Origin of the sequence: Pseudomonas putida (assembly GCF_026625125.1) — a bacterium.
Lineage (GTDB): Bacteria > Pseudomonadota > Gammaproteobacteria > Pseudomonadales > Pseudomonadaceae > Aquipseudomonas > Aquipseudomonas putida_X.
This window is the reverse complement of record NZ_CP113097.1, coordinates 5,527,596-5,541,973: the sequence shown is the minus strand read 5'-3', so window position 1 is coordinate 5,541,973 and position 14,378 is coordinate 5,527,596. Positions and strand designations below refer to the sequence as shown.

Below are 14,378 nucleotides of genomic sequence, written 5' to 3'. Positions count from 1 at the left end.
GTGATCAGAGAATTGCTTCTGCTTGGGGTGGTTGGGGCTGCTGCGCAGCCCATCGCAGGCAAGCCAGCTCCTACACCGATCGTGGTGGCTTCAGGGCATCTGTAAGGCAGGGGATTGGGCGCTGCGGGGGGAAAACAAAAAAGGCCCACCTTTCGGTGAGCCTTTTTTGATACTGCGTATGGTGCCGGCACCAGGAATCGAACCCGGGACCTACTGATTACAAGTCAGTTGCTCTACCATCTGAGCTATACCGGCAATGGGGCGTCATTATAACGATCGGTTGGCGCCTGTAAACCACTTCCTTGCGATTGTTTGAAAATGACCTAAGTCACCGGCCTAAAAGGAGAAATTTCCTACCAGCCGCGGTGGATGGTGTTGACGTTTGGTTCGGTCTTGGCGGGGTTGAAGAACAGCTTGTCGTTATCGCAGCCACGCTTGCGGCAGGGGCTTTCTACGCGCAGGGGCAGGCCGTTGTCGCCGCCCAGTTGCATGCCGGGGGTGTTCCAGTCCAGGTTGCTGGTGTGCTGTGGCGTGGTGCCGCTGCCATTGGCGCAGGCAGTCAGGGCCAGGGAGAAGGTCAGCAGGGCAAGGGATTTGGCGTGAGGCACGATGTCGAGGTCCGTTAGTCCATGTCGATTCTGGCGCAACGCCAGACGGTCGCGGGGCTGGCGGGGCAGCGCGCGACGTAGCTTTTTAATGATTTGGGAGGCGGATCATACACCGTTGGGCCGGGCTCGCGGTGGATCTGCGTCGCATTGTGATCACTGTGCACGCCTTTCCGTGATTAAACCCCGCTCTCAAAAATGCGGTGGTGCTCTTTCGCTCGTAGCGCAGCTGTAAGGTATTTCTGAATCTAAAACCAAATGCTTCAGTAACGGAGCACTTGGGAATTATCCTACGAGCGCTACCGAAGCTTCACTGTTGGCGGAAAAGTGCCTCAGGGATACCGTTCCCGGGTCGCCGATTCCTGGTGACAGGGTGTGAGAACCCAACTGTGAATAAGTGGTAGCCCTATGGCTGCCGTACGTGGGCAGACTTCGGTCTGGCCGGGCTTCCTTATTCACTCGGTTTCTCACCCCGCGTACGGCTGCCACCCAAATCCGTGAGAAAGATTTGGTGGCATCCATTTTCAGTGAATAAGGATTAAGCCATGAAGAAAATCGTTCCAGACCCACCTCGTCCTCTCATCACCACCCCGTACTTCACCATCCACAGCGACATTTCCCCAACCGACGCCATCGCCCACGCCGGCGAGCTCCTGCGTGCCGTAGTCGAAACCTTGGACGACCACTGCCGTGACCACGCCGGCGAGCCCGGCCTGAACCTGCTGGCAAACGCCAACCACGCGGCCTACTCAGCCTATGTACTGATCCAGCATGCCAAGCGGAACTGGGACGATACGCAGAATGGGGAGTCGTTCACATGAGCCTTGAAACAAAGCCCCTCACCACAGCCGGTGTCGAAACGTTTCTCGAAGTCGGCAACCCGCCCGTGAAGCTCTTGCGCGTACAACCCGGCATCCCTGTAGACCACGCCTATGAACAGGTTTCGATATTGCTGGGCTACATCAAACACCTGGTGCGCGAAGGCGATATGGAAGATGACCACAAGCTGTTGGGCGCCGCCGATTACCTCAGCGTGTTGGCCAAGGCGTTGATGAACGATATCGAGATGGCCAAGAACAAACTGCACTGACTTGGAACGCACCCGTGGGCCCGGCAAGCCGGCGCCCACAATCAGGCAGTAGCCGCACCAATCCAGCGCCATTTGCCTAATCGAATATTTGTTTATGCACAAGAGGCATCAGCGCCATGCGCGAAAGGCGTGCCGATCCCATGCACCGCTGGTCTTTGCGCAAAGGCCTGTTTTTACTGGGGTTGCAGCTGCAGCGGGAATAAGCCGAACGGTTGAAATAACGCTTGGATCCAACCATTCATCACAAGCTTGTTCACAGACTTATCCACAGGTTGTGCCGTGCTAATGGTCGCGCTCGGCAAGCAGCAACAGGTTGCGTGGGGTGAGTGGATAATCGCAGAACGTCCCCAGCCGTACGGCGTAGCCTTGCGCTTCGAGAAACAGGGCGCGGTCGAGCACCAGCCACATTTCCAGTGGCCTTCTGAACAGGTTGCGTACCCGTTCCAGGTTGCGCACCTGGGCAAGGCGCTGCCAGCCCTCGGCTTCCAGGGCATCCCAGTCGGGGTTGATGGTCAGGTCCAGCTCGCGCAGGTCGGCTAGATCGCGGCAGTACTGCTCGAAGGGTTTGGCCAGCCAGGCCACCGGCAATGACGGTGTGGGCAGGTACTCATCACACTGGCGCTGGCGGCGCTGCAGCAGGTCGAAGCCCAGGCGCCTGGCCATCGAGCAGTCGCGCTGGTGGCGAACCCGGGTGCCGGCAGTGACGGTCTCGCTTAGAGGCAGGCCAAGGTCCAGCAGCGACAGTCGCAGCGACGAGTGCTGCGCAGCTGTGGATAACGGCTGGTAGTGCTCGCCTTGAATGCGGTTGTAGCAGCAGGGCGCCACGGCAAGATGGCGGCAGCCTTGCTCACTGGCCACTCGCAGCAAGTGCACATGCAGGTCGCCGCAGGCATGCAGGGCGACCACGCTCTTGTCGCTGCCCAGGTGGCGGCGGCTGTCCGCTGCCATCACATCCTGGCGCACATGGGTGGCCGGTAGCTGGTGGTGGTCACTCAGCGCTTGGCCGGCGGTGACCAGTTGGGCGTCGTACTCCAGGCAGGTCAGCTGCTGGCCGGGCTGCAGCAGGCGGCGGCCGAGGTAGCCTTTGCCTGAGCACCAGTCCAGCCAGTGCTGGGTCTGCGTGTGGAAGCTCAGGCGGCGGCTGAAGGCCTCGATCTGCTGCCACTTACGGCCTGGGACATTGACGTCCAGGCGGTGTGCGGCGGGCGGCAGGCCGATGTCGGGCAGCTCGCCCAGGACGCTCAGCCGTTGGGCTTGTTGGGCAAGGTGTGGAAACGGTGCGGGCACGCCTTGCGGGTCGAGGTCGGCTTCGGCATCGCTCAGGCTGCATTGGCGCAGGTGGGCGGACAGTGCGGGGTGTTCGGCTTCCCAGGGCAGGCACAGGGTGGTGAACGGCCTGGGTTTCCACAGCGGCTGGTGCTCGGTCAGGAACTGGTCGAGGGCCAGGAAGCGGTCGCGTAGTTGGTGGCTGTGGAGAAAAGGGGGCATGGCGCTAGGCATTGGTTGAGGTGAAGGGCCCACCGCCGTCAAACCGGCGTGACGGCGGTGGGTAGCAGAGCAGCCCGGTGGTCGTTAACGCCCTTGGCAGGCATCCACCCGCAACCAGCGTTCCAGCAGCTTGAAACCTTGCACCAGCAGGAACGAGATCACCAGGTAGAACACCCCGGCAGCGAAGAAGATCTCCACCGGCAGGTAGGTACGGGCAATGATGGTCCGTGCCATGCCGGTCAGCTCCAGCAGGGTCACCGTACTGGCCAGGGCGCTGGCCTTGAGCATCAGGATCACTTCGTTGCTGTAGGCCGGCAGGCCGATGCGCGCAGCGCGGGGCAGCATGATGTAGAACAGCGTCTTGCCACGGGACATCCCCAGCGCCCGCGCCGCTTCAATTTCACCCTTGGGGATCGACTGCAGCGCGCCGCGCAGAATCTCGGCGATATAGGCCGCAGTGTGCAGGGTCATGGTCAGCACCGTGCACCAGAACGGATCGCGCAGGTAGGGCCAGAGGCTGCTCGAGCGCACCGCGTCGAACTGCGCGAGGCCGTAATAGACCAGGAACAGCTGCACCAGCAGCGGTGTACCGCGGAAGAAGAAGATGTAGCTGAAGGGCAGGGCGCGCACGTACCAGTGCCGCGACGAGCGGGCGATACCCAGCGGTATCGCCAGGATCAGCCCGGCAACGACCGCGATGGCTACCAGCTCCAGGGTCAGGGTGGCACCCTGGGCCAGGCGCGGCAGCCACTTGATGATCACTTCCCAATTCATTGTTCGGCCCTCGCAAAGCCGCGAGCGGCGCGTTTTTCCATGAAGTGCATGCCGGTCATGGCGACCACGGTCAGGCCCAGGTAGATGCAGGCCGCAACCATGTAGAAGGTGAACGGCTCCTTGGTCACGGTCACGCCGATCTGCGCGTGGCGCATGATTTCTTCAAGGCCGATCACCGATACCAGGGCGGTGTCCTTCATCAGGATCATGAACAGGTTGCCAAGGCCCGGCAGGGCGATGCGCCACATTTGCGGGAGGATGATCCGCGAAAGGATGCGCCTTTTGGAAAGGCCCAGCGCCAGGCCAGCTTCACGGTGGCCCTTGGGGATCGCCAGGATGGCGCCACGGAACACCTCAGTGGCGTACGCGCCGAAGCACAGGCCCAGGGCGATCACGCCGGCGGCAAAGGCACTGAGTTCCAGGCCGGGCATGTTGAGGGCTTCGCCGAGGCTGTTCATTAGGCCGACGGTGCCAAAATAAATGAGCAGGACCCAGAGTAGTTCGGGCACGCCGCGAACCAGGGTCGAGTAGAAGCCGCCAAGCCATTGCAGGGGCTTGAGCGGGGAGGTCTTGGCCAGGGCGCCGAGCAGGCCCAGGACCAGCCCCAGCAGCAGGGCGCAAAGCGCCAGTTTTACGGTCATCAAGGTGCCAGCCGCCAGGGCCGGACCGAATCCGTGCAGGTCGATATTCATGGGCAGGGTCGTTCTAGGGACCGGCGCGCCGCAAGGGCGCGCTGGTCGGGGCGAATCATTCGATGCTGAATGGGAAGTACTTGTCGTTGATCTTCTTGTACGTTCCGTCAGCCTTGATTTCTGCCAGGGCCTTGTTCAGCTTCTCGCGCAGCGGGTCACCCTTGCGTACGGCGATGCCGATCTTGTCGCTGTCGACCACAGGCTCGCCTTTGAACTCGAAGTTCATGCCGTCCTTGCTCTTGAGCCACTCGTACTGCACGTACTTGTCGGCCAGGATGCCGTCCACTCGGCCAGAGATCAGGTCGAGGTAGGCGTTTTCCTGGGTGTCGTACAGCTTGATGTCGATATCGCTACCGTAGGTGTCTTCCAGCCAGGTGCCGGCCAGCGTCGCGCGCTGGGTGCCGATGATCTTGCCTTTGAGGTAGGACGCGTCGGTCTTGAAGTCGACGTTCTTCGGCGCGATGAACTGCAGCTTGTTGGAGTAGTACGGGTCGGTGAAGTCGACGGCCTGCTTGCGCTCGTCGGTGATCGACAGCGACGACACCAGGAAGTCGAACTTCTTGGCGTTGAGGGCCGGGATGATGCCGTCCCAGTCGGAGGTGACGACCGAGCACTCGACTTTCATCTTGGCGCACAGGGCGTCGCCGATGTCTTTGTCGAAGCCGACCACGTTACCGCTGGCGTCCTTGTTGTTGAACGGCGGGTAGGCCGCTTCGATACCCATGCGCAGTTTTTCTGCAGCCATGGCGTTGGCCGAAAACACCAGCGTGGCGGCAGCTGCCAGGAGGAATTTCTTGTAAGTCTGCATGTGTTGCTCCGTTAGCGGTGGCTGGACATGAATTGCTTGCAACGCGCCGAGGTCGGGTTTTCGAAGACCTGCTGCGGCGATCCTTGCTCTTCAACCAGGCCCTGGTGCAGGAAAACCACTTCACTGGACACCTGGCGGGCAAAGTTCATCTCGTGCGTCACCAGCAGCATGGTACGGCCTTCTTCGGCCAATGCGCGGATAACGTTAAGCACTTCCTGGACCATTTCCGGATCGAGCGCCGAGGTGGGCTCATCGAACAGGATGACTTTTGGCCGCATGGCCAGGGTGCGGGCGATAGCAGCACGCTGCTGCTGGCCACCGGAAAGCTGGGCGGGGTAGCTGTGGCGTTTGTCGTAGATGCCGACCTTGTTCAGCAGTGCTTCGGCCGCTTCGGTGGCTTCGGCCTTGCTCTGGCCGAGCACGCGGCGTGGCGCCTCGATGATGTTGTCGAGGATCGACATGTGCGGCCACAGGTTGAAATTCTGGAAGACGAAGCCGATTTCGCTGCGCAGGCGGTTGATCTGGCGGTTGTCGGCAGCGATCAGGTCGCCGTTCTTGGCGGCCTTGAGCTTGAGAGCCTCACCGGCAACCAGGATTTCGCCCTGGTGCGGGTTTTCCAGCAGGTTGATGCAGCGCAGCAGGGTGGACTTGCCGGAGCCGGACGATCCCAGAATGGAGATCACGTCACCGTCACGCGCGGTCAGCGAAATGCCCTTGAGAATTTCCTGGTCGCCGTAGCGTTTGTGCAGGTTGCGGATTTCCAGCGCGGGCGTGGCCTGGGCCATGTGCGGTCCTCATGTGTTCGGGTGCGTTCCCAGCTGTTGGCGGCCTTCCTGGCGTGCGCCAAGCTAGCATAGCGGCATCAGGGCGGCCAACAGGGTCGCAAGGGGCTTTGGGCAATGCTGGGGCAGTTTGTCGCATCGCTGCAGCGCAACGTCGCGCAGATGTCCGCGAGGGTCTCGCCCAGCGCCGTAGCCTTGATGAAAAAAGGCGCGATGGTGCCAGCTTTGGGCGGCACTGGGAAGCGCTTTTGGGCCGTTTGCGGCTAAAGGTGCTGTCGCTGGCGAGCATTCGGGGGCTACCCAACGATAGGCCAACCGCCGCGAAGGGTTGTACCGCAGGGTTGCACTTTTTTGCATTGCAACGGTGCAAAGGTGTTACCGAGGAGCACCTTTGGTGCGATTGTAAGTGGGTATTTCTGTAATCTTACCCTTCCTGCCGTTTTTGATGGCCTTTCGGTCACGCCTTGGCCGAATGGCCTGCAGGCCGCTCGTTTTGCGGCCTGCCAGCTTCATATGACGAATGTGCCGGGCAGGTGGCCCGCTTATTGCCCTATGCAAACCGCCGATTGCAGTGACGCCTAAATCAACCCCGGGCGCGCTTTAACCCACAGTCGGGCGGTCCACTCCTTACAAAGGTAGTTTTATGAGCGGTAACAATTCCAATGACCTCGCTCAGGGGCTCAAACAACGGCATGTGACCATGCTGTCCATTGCTGGCGTTATCGGCGCCGGCCTGTTCGTCGGCTCCGGCCACGCCATCGCTGCTGCAGGCCCTGCCGTGCTGCTGGCCTATGCCGCTGCGGGCACCCTGGTGGTGCTGGTGATGCGCATGCTGGGTGAAATGGCGATCGCCTCGCCGGATACCGGTTCCTTCTCCACTTACGCCGACCGCGCCATTGGCCGCTGGGCCGGTTTCACCATCGGCTGGCTGTACTGGTGGTTCTGGGTGCTGGTGATCCCGCTGGAGGCTAACGCCGCCGCCGCCATCCTGCATGCCTGGTTCCCCGCCGTGGACCTTTGGGCCTTCTCCCTTTTGATCACCTTGGCGCTGACCCTGACCAACCTGTGCAGTGTGAAGAACTACGGTGAGTTCGAGTTCTGGTTCGCCCTGCTCAAGGTGCTGGCGATCATTGGCTTCATCGTTGTTGGCTGTATCGCCATGTTCGGCCTGATGCCGAGCAGCCAGGTCAGCGGTGCCAGCCACCTGTTCGACACTCAGGGCTTCATGCCCAATGGCCTGGGCGCTGTGCTGGCGGCCATGCTGACCACCATGTTCTCGTTCATGGGTACCGAGATCGTCACCATCGCTGCTGCCGAATCCAAAGACCCGGGCAAGCAGATCAGCCGTGCCACCAACTCGGTGATCTGGCGTATCTGCCTGTTCTACCTGGTGTCGATCTTCCTGGTGGTGGCCCTGGTGCCGTGGAACGATCCGGCGCTGGCCGAGGCCGGTTCCTACCAGACTGTGCTGAGCCGCATCGGCGTGCCGAATGCCAAGCTGATCGTCGACATCGTGGTGCTGATCGCTGTAACCAGCTGCTTGAACTCGGCGCTGTACACCTCCTCACGCATGCTGTTCTCGTTGAGCAAGCGCGGTGATGCTCCGGCCATCGCCCAGCGCACCACCAAGGCGGCGACCCCGCATGTGGCCGTGTTGCTGTCCACCGCGGCGGCGTTCCTGTGTGTGTTCGCCAACTACGTGGCGCCTGCCCAGGTGTTCGAGTTCCTGCTGGCGAGCTCCGGCGCCATCGCGCTGCTGGTTTACCTGGTGATCGCCGTTTCGCAGCTGCGCATGCGTAGCCAGCGTGAAGCGCGTGGTGAAAAGATCGTCTTCAAGATGTGGCTGTTCCCAGGGCTGACCTGGGCGAGCATTGTCTTCATCGTTGCCGTGCTGGTGGTGATGGCGCTGCGTGAGGATCACCGTGCGGAGATCATTGCGACTGCACTGCTGAGTATTGGTGTGGTGGCGGCTGGCTTGCTGGTGCAACGCAAGCGGCAGGTTGCCGGGCGGGTGGCGCTGGATCACTGATCCGCGCTGGCTTCAAGGCAAAGGCCGCGCCCTGCGAGGGGTGCGGCCTTTTTTGTGTGCCTGGGCTGGCCCTATCGCCGGCAAGCCGGCCACATGGATTTGCGTCGTCTGTTAGAAATTGGGCAAGACAGCTGCGTCCAGGTAAAGCACAGGCCTGAAGAGCTGCGCGGTCGTGGTGGGAGCCGGCTTGCCGGCGATGGGCTGCGCAGCAGCCCCATAGCTGTAATAGCCTGAGCAGGCTCGACGGGACCCGCGAGCATCTGGGGCCGCTTTGCGGCCCATCGCCGGCAAGCCAGCCCACATGGATTGCGCGGCTTTTAGAAATTGGGCAAGACGGTTGCTTGTACAGGCAAAGCACAGGCCTGAAGAGCTGCGCGGTCGTGGTGGGAGCCGGCTTGCCGGCGATGGGCTGCGCAGCAGCCCCATAGCGGAGTGTAATAGCCTGAGCAGGCTCGACGGGGCCCGCGAGCATTTGGGGCCGCTTTGCGGCCCATCGCCGGCAAGCCACACACACACATGGATTGCGCGGCTTTTAGCAATTGGGCAAGACAGGTGTTTTCACAGGGTTAGGCAGCGCAGCACAGACGGTGGCGCAAAGAACTCACCGGCAAGGGCATCGAATTGCGCTGACAAGGCCGGTGAACATTCAGCCGAACTGTTTCTGCTGCTGTTGCTGCTTGGCCACCAATTCGGAAGCGGCGATATAGGCTTCCTGGAACTCGTCGCTCTCCAGCCAGGCCATGGTGGTGTCTTCGTCGGCGCCATCGAGCCAGGTGCGATAAGCGTTGAATACCAGCACGATGTAGTCGGTGGCGTGCTCTTCCTTGTGGCCCTTGAGCACCAGTGCCAGCAGCGGGTCCACCAGGAACACCGAGATCATCGAAACCAGGCTGGTCTCCTGGGCGGCCTTCATCTTCACGAACAGCTCTTTGTAGCTGTCGGTTTCCATGGCCTTGTTGAACACCTGCTCGACACTGGCGCTGTCACCGGCGCTGGGTTTCACGGCCTGGCCGCTGCGTACCATGCGGTTTTGCTTGGCCTTGCTGGCGGCGCGTTTGGCGCGTTTCTGTTGCTTGGTAGTGGTGGCCATGGGGCTGGAAATCCTTGGGGGCGAAAATGTGCGTATTGAAGCCTAATTGCCCGGGAAACCCAAGCCCCGGCCATTCAGCGCTCAGGCGCACAACTTTCATCCTCCTCGAACCCGCGCGAAGCCCGGCCAACCAGCAAGTCATCCGGCGCGTACGCCACGCTGGGGTCCTTGCCCGGGTAATCCAGCGAATGCAGGAAATGCCGGATGCAGTTGATCCGCGCACGCTTCTTGTCATCGGACTTGATCACCGTCCACGGTGCATCGCCAGTGTCGGTGTGGAAGAACATCGCCTCTTTGGCGGCGGTGTAGTCCTCCCACTTATCCAGTGACTTGATGTCGATAGGCGAGAGCTTCCAGTGCTTGAGCGGGTCGTCCCGGCGTGAGATGAAGCGGCGCAGCTGCTCTTCCCGGTTCACCGAAAACCAGTACTTGAACAGCAGGATGCCGCTGTTGCACAGCATGCGCTCCAGGTCCGGCGCCTGGCGCATGAACTCCAGGTACTGCAGCGGTGTGCAGAATTCCATCACCTTCTCGACCCCGGCGCGGTTGTACCAGGAGCGGTCGAAGAACACCATTTCACCCGCCGTGGGCAGGTGTTGGATGTAGCGCTGGAAATACCACTGGCCCTTTTCCTGCTCGGAAGGTTTCTCCAGCGCGACGATGCGCGCACCCCGTGGGTTCAGATGCTCCATGAAGCGCTTGATGGTGCCGCCCTTGCCTGCCGCATCCCGCCCTTCGAACAGCACCACCACGCGCTGGCCGGTGTCCTTGACCCAGCTTTGTACCTTCAGCAGCTCGATCTGCAGCGCGTGCTTGGCCTTTTCGTATTCCTGGCGGCGCATGCGGGTGGGGTAGGGGTAGCTCGCCGGCAGCCGGGCAGAGGTGCTGTCCTCGTTGCTGCCTTTCGGCGCGCTGGCCACTTCCAGGGCGGCCGGTTCCTGGCTGACCTGGGTGATGGAGGGCTCAGGTTTGCGCTGACGGGCGCGGCGGGCGCGAGGCTTTGGTGCGGTGCTGGGCGTCGGTTCTGCGGGGGCGGGGAGCAGGAGGGGGGATTCTTCGCTCATGGAGGTCCTTGCGAGGTCGATTCGAATGTTCGCCTGCAATTGTGGGTTTGAGCGAGAGGGGGTTAGTTGATGCGGGTCAACTCTACGGGGTAGGCAAACAGGCTGAAAAATTCCAGACAACAAAAAACCCGCACTAGGCGGGTTTCTTGTTGTCGCTTCGGGTAACTTTGCAACCACCAGAAGCTGAAGGTGGTGCCCAGAGACGGAGTCGAACCGCCGACACGAGGATTTTCAATCCTCTGCTCTACCGACTGAGCTATCTGGGCGACGAGGTGAATTAAATAGATTTCCAGACCGCTCGTCAACGACTTTTTGAAAAAATTTTAAATTAATTCCGTCGCTTACGATTTTCAGGGTCATTCGGCCGGTGGAACGTAACCTTCCGCCTGCGCGTAATCTTCGCCGGCGAAAAACTTGTCCATCTCACCCTGAAGGAACTTGCGGTCCTCGGCGTTCATCATGTTCAGGCGCTTCTCGTTGATCAGCATGGTCTGGTGCTTCTGCCAGTCGGCCCAGGCTTGCTGCGAGATGTGCTCGAAGATGTCCTGGCCCTTGGCGCCGGGGTAAGGCGGGCGCTCCAGGCCTGGCAGTTGTTCTTTGTATTTGCGGCACATCACGGTGCGGGTCATCGGGCATCTCCTGCAATCAGTTCGTCGGCCGCGCGTTTGAGCAGCTTTTTGACCGGGGCGGCGAGGCCCAGGCGCGGCGGGGTGGCGAGGTTATACCAGAGCCAGTCGGCCTCGGCCACGTGCTGGCCGACGGGGTCGACACGCACCAGCCATGGCTCGATCGCCAGCTGGAAATGGCTGAAGGTATGGGTCAGGCCGTCCAGCGCGCGGCTTTCGGCCAGGCGCAGGCCATGCTGGTAGGCCAGGTCATCGAGCTGCTCGATGGCGTCCAGCTCCGGCAGGCTCCACAGGCCGCCCCAAAGGCCGGTGGACGGGCGCCGGTACAGCAGGATGGCGCCTTCATGGTTGGCCAACAGCGGCATCAGCGTGCGTCGCTGGGGCAGAGCCTTGCGCGGTTTGGGTTCGGGGTAGCGCGTTTCTTCGCCATGCAGATGCGCTTCGCAGCCGCTGCGCACGGGGCACAGCAGGCAAGTTGGCTTGCCGCGGGTGCACAGCGTGGCGCCCAGGTCCATCATCGCCTGGGTATAGTGGTTGGCGCGTTGTTGCGGGGTGAAGCGCTCGGCAGTGGCCCATAGGGCATTGGCCACCTTCGGCTCGCCCGGGTAACCGGCCTGGGCGGTGAAGCGGGCCAGCACGCGTTTGACGTTGCCGTCGAGGATCGGCGCACGGATACCCATGCTGATGCTGGCAATGGCACCGGCGGTGGAGCGGCCGATACCTGGCAGCTCGGTAAGCTGTTCGACACTGCGCGGGAACTCGCCGCCGTATTGCTCGACGACGATCTTCGCGGCCTTCTGCAGGTTGCGTGCGCGGGTGTAGTAACCCAGGCCGGTCCACAGGTGCAGCACCTCGTCCTCCGGGGCTTCGGCCAGCGCCTGCACGGTGGGCAGGGCCTGCATGAAGCGGTCGAAGTAGTTCAGCACGGTGCTGACCTGGGTCTGTTGCAGCATGATTTCCGACACCCACACCCGGTAAGGGTTGATGCCTTGCTGCCAGGGCAGGTCGTGCCGGCCGTGCTGGTCGTACCAGTCCAGCACGGCGCTGGAGAACTGCGCAGGGCTCATCGCTTGAACAGCCCCTTGAGCGCGTCTTTCAATTCTGGGCTCACTTTGTCTCCGAGTTTTTCATCAAGTTTTTCATCGATCTTGTCTTTGAGGCGGTTGCCGGCCAGCTTGGCGGCAACCTTGCCCAGGCCGTCCTGGTCAAGGCGGCAGGCCTTGGCGCCAAGCTCCAGCGGGCCACGGCAACGCAGCGGCAGTTCGACGCCGACGTAACGCTCGTTCACCTGGCAGGCCGGGTCGGGCATGGCGCGCTGGTCACCTTCGACGATCACCCCGACGTTGTAGTCCATGCCGAGCACGCGCAGGTCCAGGTCGTCGTGGCCGTTGACGGTCAGGCCTGGGATGCGTGCCTTGAGGTCCGGGTTGCTGGCCACGCCGTTGCGCACCACCAGGCTGCCGCGCAACTCCTGGAACGGTGTGTCCTTGCCGCGTGGCTCGCCGCTGAGGGTCTTGCGGTTCAGCGTGGCGATGGCCTGGCAGAGTTGCTGTTCCAGGTTGGCGTTGACCAGCACGCCGTCGTTGATGGTGAAGTTTGCGTTGCCGTTGAGGGTGTCCACCAGTGCCTTCTGGCTGTTACCGGTGGCTGTGAGGTCGCTGCTGAGGGTCAGCAGGCCTTTGACCGGCGGGGCCTGGTCTTTGTCTTCAGCCTTGATGAAGTGCTCGACCGGCACGCGGTTGATCTTGGTGTTGACGCCAATCTGCGGCACGGCTGGGCGCACATCGACGGTGCCTTTGGCTTCGAAGCTGCCGTTATAGAGGCCGCCGCGCAGGGTCTGCAGGGTGATCAGGCCGCCCTGGCCGTTCGCTTGCAGTTGCGCGTCGTTGATCGGCAGCTTGTCCAGGGTCAGTGAGCCGAAGGCCAGGTCGGCCTGCAGGTCGAGCGTGCGCAGGCGGTCCACCGGCAGCAGCTTGTCGTTGCTCCAGGCGACCTGGGTGGGGGCGTTAGGCAGCGGAGAACTGCCGGCACCGGCGATGGCGCTGGCTTCCTGTTGCTTGACCTCGTTCTGGCGCGCTGCGGTGGCACCCTTGGCTTCATCGCTCTTGGCTGGCATGTAGCGGTCGGCGTCGAACGTGTCGGCCTTGAGCTGCAAGCGCAACGCTTGCTTGGCAAAGTCCTCGACGGCAACGCGGCCGGTGAAGGTGCTGTCGTCGAGTTTTACCGCAAGGTCTTCCAGGGCCAGGCTGTTTGGCGTGCCCTGCAGGCGGCTGACCAGCTCCAGCTTGTTGAAGGCGGCGGGGTCGCTGGTGGCCGGCAGGGGGTGGCCGATGCCATCGAGGAAGGTGCGCAGGTCGAACTGGGCGATGGACAGCCCACCGCTGAGCTGCGGCGTCTTGTCCAGGTCGCGCAGGTTGAGCTCGCCCAGGGCGCGCAGCTGGTTGGCCGAGATTTTCAGGCCGTTCCAAGTGGCGACGTTGGCTGCCATGTCGACCAGCAGCTGGCCTTGGGCCGCGAAGGTCATGGTCTTGCCGGCCAGCGGCTCGCCCGAGGTTTCGCCGGACAGGCGCATGTCCTCGAAGTTGTAGCGCTTGAGCTTGCGGTCAAAGCGCAGCTCGCCGGCAAGTTCGGTGCGTGCCTTCATGTTCGGCTGGCTGGCGCTGAGGAAGGCGCTGGCCTTGAGCGGGATGTTCGCACCCTCGTGAATCGGGCCGGTGCTCAGCTGGATGCTTTCGGCGCTGTAGCTCTGGCCGGTCTTGGCATCGCTGTAGTGCACGCGGGCGTTGTTCACGGTCAGGCTGTCGATGTCGAGCTTGACCGCACGTTCGCTGCTGCTTTCTGCAGAGGCGTTGGGCTGATCTGCAGGCGCAGGTGCACTGGCGGTTGGGCCGGTCTGCGCAGGCAGCGGTTTGCCGATGTCTTCCCAGTTGCCATGGCCCTGTTCATCACGGTTCAGGGTCAGGTTCAGGCCTTCGACGCGCACATCGCTCATCTGCACTTCACGGCGCAGCAAGGGCAGCACGCGGACCGACAGGCCAAGCATCTGCAGGTCGGCGAACGGCTCCTTGGGCTTGTTCAAGGTGGCGATGCTGGCCTCGTGAAGCTCCAGGCCCAGCCAGGGGAACAGGCTCCAGCCGATGTCGCCATTGAGGGTCAGCTCGACGTGGGCCTTGTCGCGCGCCAACTGGCGGATCTCGTCTTTATAGTCGTTGGGATCGAAGAGGTGGGTCAGGGCGAAGCCCAGCGCCACGATGATCAGCAGCAACCCGAGAAGCCCCAGTCCCAGGAGTTTGCCGAACGCTTTCATGGGCGAGTCCTTGTAGTCCGTAT

14 protein-coding genes and 2 tRNA genes are annotated in these 14,378 nt (G+C 62.1%); 3 read left to right on the top strand and 13 right to left on the bottom strand.

From position 1 onward, the window contains the following. Window positions 1-179: 179 nt before the first annotated feature. Both OSW16_RS25545 and OSW16_RS25540 read right to left on the bottom strand, forming a co-directional pair. Window positions 180-255, bottom strand: a tRNA-Thr gene (locus OSW16_RS25545). Between the two features lie 98 nt (window positions 256-353). Then, the gene (locus OSW16_RS25540) at window positions 354-608 is read right to left on the bottom strand and encodes a hypothetical protein (protein WP_267819409.1); all 255 of its coding nucleotides are present in this window, start codon (window positions 606-608) and stop codon (window positions 354-356) included. Between the two features lie 542 nt (window positions 609-1,150). Between OSW16_RS25540 and OSW16_RS25535 the strand changes: the two genes are divergently transcribed. Both OSW16_RS25535 and OSW16_RS25530 read left to right on the top strand, forming a co-directional pair. Further along, window positions 1,151-1,426, top strand: coding sequence for a hypothetical protein (locus tag OSW16_RS25535; protein ID WP_267819407.1), 276 nt, complete (start codon window positions 1,151-1,153; stop codon window positions 1,424-1,426). After that, window positions 1,423-1,695 (top strand): DUF3077 domain-containing protein, encoded by a 273-nt coding sequence (locus tag OSW16_RS25530; protein ID WP_241805570.1) that lies wholly within the window; start codon window positions 1,423-1,425, stop codon window positions 1,693-1,695. Before OSW16_RS25535 ends, OSW16_RS25530 begins: the two co-directional genes overlap by 4 nt. Before the next feature lie 282 nt (window positions 1,696-1,977). Here OSW16_RS25530 and OSW16_RS25525 read toward each other — a convergent pair whose 3' ends face one another. The 5 genes from OSW16_RS25525 to OSW16_RS25505 all read right to left on the bottom strand — a co-directional run bounded on the left by OSW16_RS25525 (window position 1,978) and on the right by OSW16_RS25505 (window position 6,242). Continuing rightward, a complete protein-coding gene (locus tag OSW16_RS25525; protein WP_267819405.1) occupies window positions 1,978-3,183 on the bottom strand; it encodes a methyltransferase in 1,206 nt (401 codons plus the stop codon). A gap of 84 nt (window positions 3,184-3,267) precedes the next feature. Continuing rightward, window positions 3,268-3,957 carry an ABC transporter permease gene (locus tag OSW16_RS25520; RefSeq protein WP_012316687.1) on the bottom strand — a complete coding sequence of 230 codons (690 nt, stop codon included), beginning with the start codon at window positions 3,955-3,957 and terminating at the stop codon, window positions 3,268-3,270. After that, the gene (locus tag OSW16_RS25515) at window positions 3,954-4,649 is read right to left on the bottom strand and encodes an ABC transporter permease (RefSeq protein WP_267819403.1); all 696 of its coding nucleotides are present in this window, start codon (window positions 4,647-4,649) and stop codon (window positions 3,954-3,956) included. The genes OSW16_RS25520 and OSW16_RS25515 overlap by 4 nt, the downstream gene beginning before the upstream one ends. A 55-nt stretch (window positions 4,650-4,704) precedes the next feature. Further along, on the bottom strand, window positions 4,705-5,457 hold the full coding sequence (locus OSW16_RS25510) for an ABC transporter substrate-binding protein (protein WP_115273105.1): 753 nt from the start codon (window positions 5,455-5,457) through the stop codon (window positions 4,705-4,707). Window positions 5,458-5,468: 11 nt separating this feature from the next. After that, window positions 5,469-6,242, bottom strand: a complete 774-nt coding sequence (locus tag OSW16_RS25505) for an ABC transporter ATP-binding protein (protein WP_012316684.1) — start codon at window positions 6,240-6,242, stop codon at window positions 5,469-5,471. 640 nt (window positions 6,243-6,882) lie between these two features. Between OSW16_RS25505 and gabP the strand changes: the two genes are divergently transcribed. Then, a complete protein-coding gene (gene gabP, locus OSW16_RS25500) occupies window positions 6,883-8,268 on the top strand; it encodes a GABA permease (protein WP_241805574.1) in 1,386 nt (461 codons plus the stop codon). Between the two features lie 646 nt (window positions 8,269-8,914). Here the strand turns inward: gabP and OSW16_RS25495 are convergent. From OSW16_RS25495 to OSW16_RS25470, 6 genes are all read right to left on the bottom strand, one after another. Next, complete coding sequence (locus OSW16_RS25495; protein ID WP_241805575.1) at window positions 8,915-9,358, bottom strand: hypothetical protein; 444 nt, start codon at window positions 9,356-9,358, stop codon at window positions 8,915-8,917. A gap of 74 nt (window positions 9,359-9,432) precedes the next feature. Next, window positions 9,433-10,422 carry a polyphosphate kinase 2 gene (ppk2, locus tag OSW16_RS25490; RefSeq protein WP_267819397.1) on the bottom strand — a complete coding sequence of 330 codons (990 nt, stop codon included), beginning with the start codon at window positions 10,420-10,422 and terminating at the stop codon, window positions 9,433-9,435. Between the two features lie 190 nt (window positions 10,423-10,612). Then, window positions 10,613-10,688: transfer RNA gene (locus OSW16_RS25485), tRNA-Phe, on the bottom strand. Between the two features lie 90 nt (window positions 10,689-10,778). Further along, the gene (locus OSW16_RS25480; RefSeq protein WP_125924973.1) at window positions 10,779-11,051 is read right to left on the bottom strand and encodes an oxidative damage protection protein; all 273 of its coding nucleotides are present in this window, start codon (window positions 11,049-11,051) and stop codon (window positions 10,779-10,781) included. Then, window positions 11,048-12,115 carry an A/G-specific adenine glycosylase gene (gene mutY / locus OSW16_RS25475; RefSeq protein ID WP_267819393.1) on the bottom strand — a complete coding sequence of 356 codons (1,068 nt, stop codon included), beginning with the start codon at window positions 12,113-12,115 and terminating at the stop codon, window positions 11,048-11,050. Before mutY ends, OSW16_RS25480 begins: the two co-directional genes overlap by 4 nt. Continuing rightward, window positions 12,112-14,355 carry an AsmA family protein gene (locus OSW16_RS25470; RefSeq protein ID WP_267819391.1) on the bottom strand — a complete coding sequence of 748 codons (2,244 nt, stop codon included), beginning with the start codon at window positions 14,353-14,355 and terminating at the stop codon, window positions 12,112-12,114. Before OSW16_RS25470 ends, mutY begins: the two co-directional genes overlap by 4 nt. Between the last annotated feature and the right edge of the window lie 23 nt (window positions 14,356-14,378).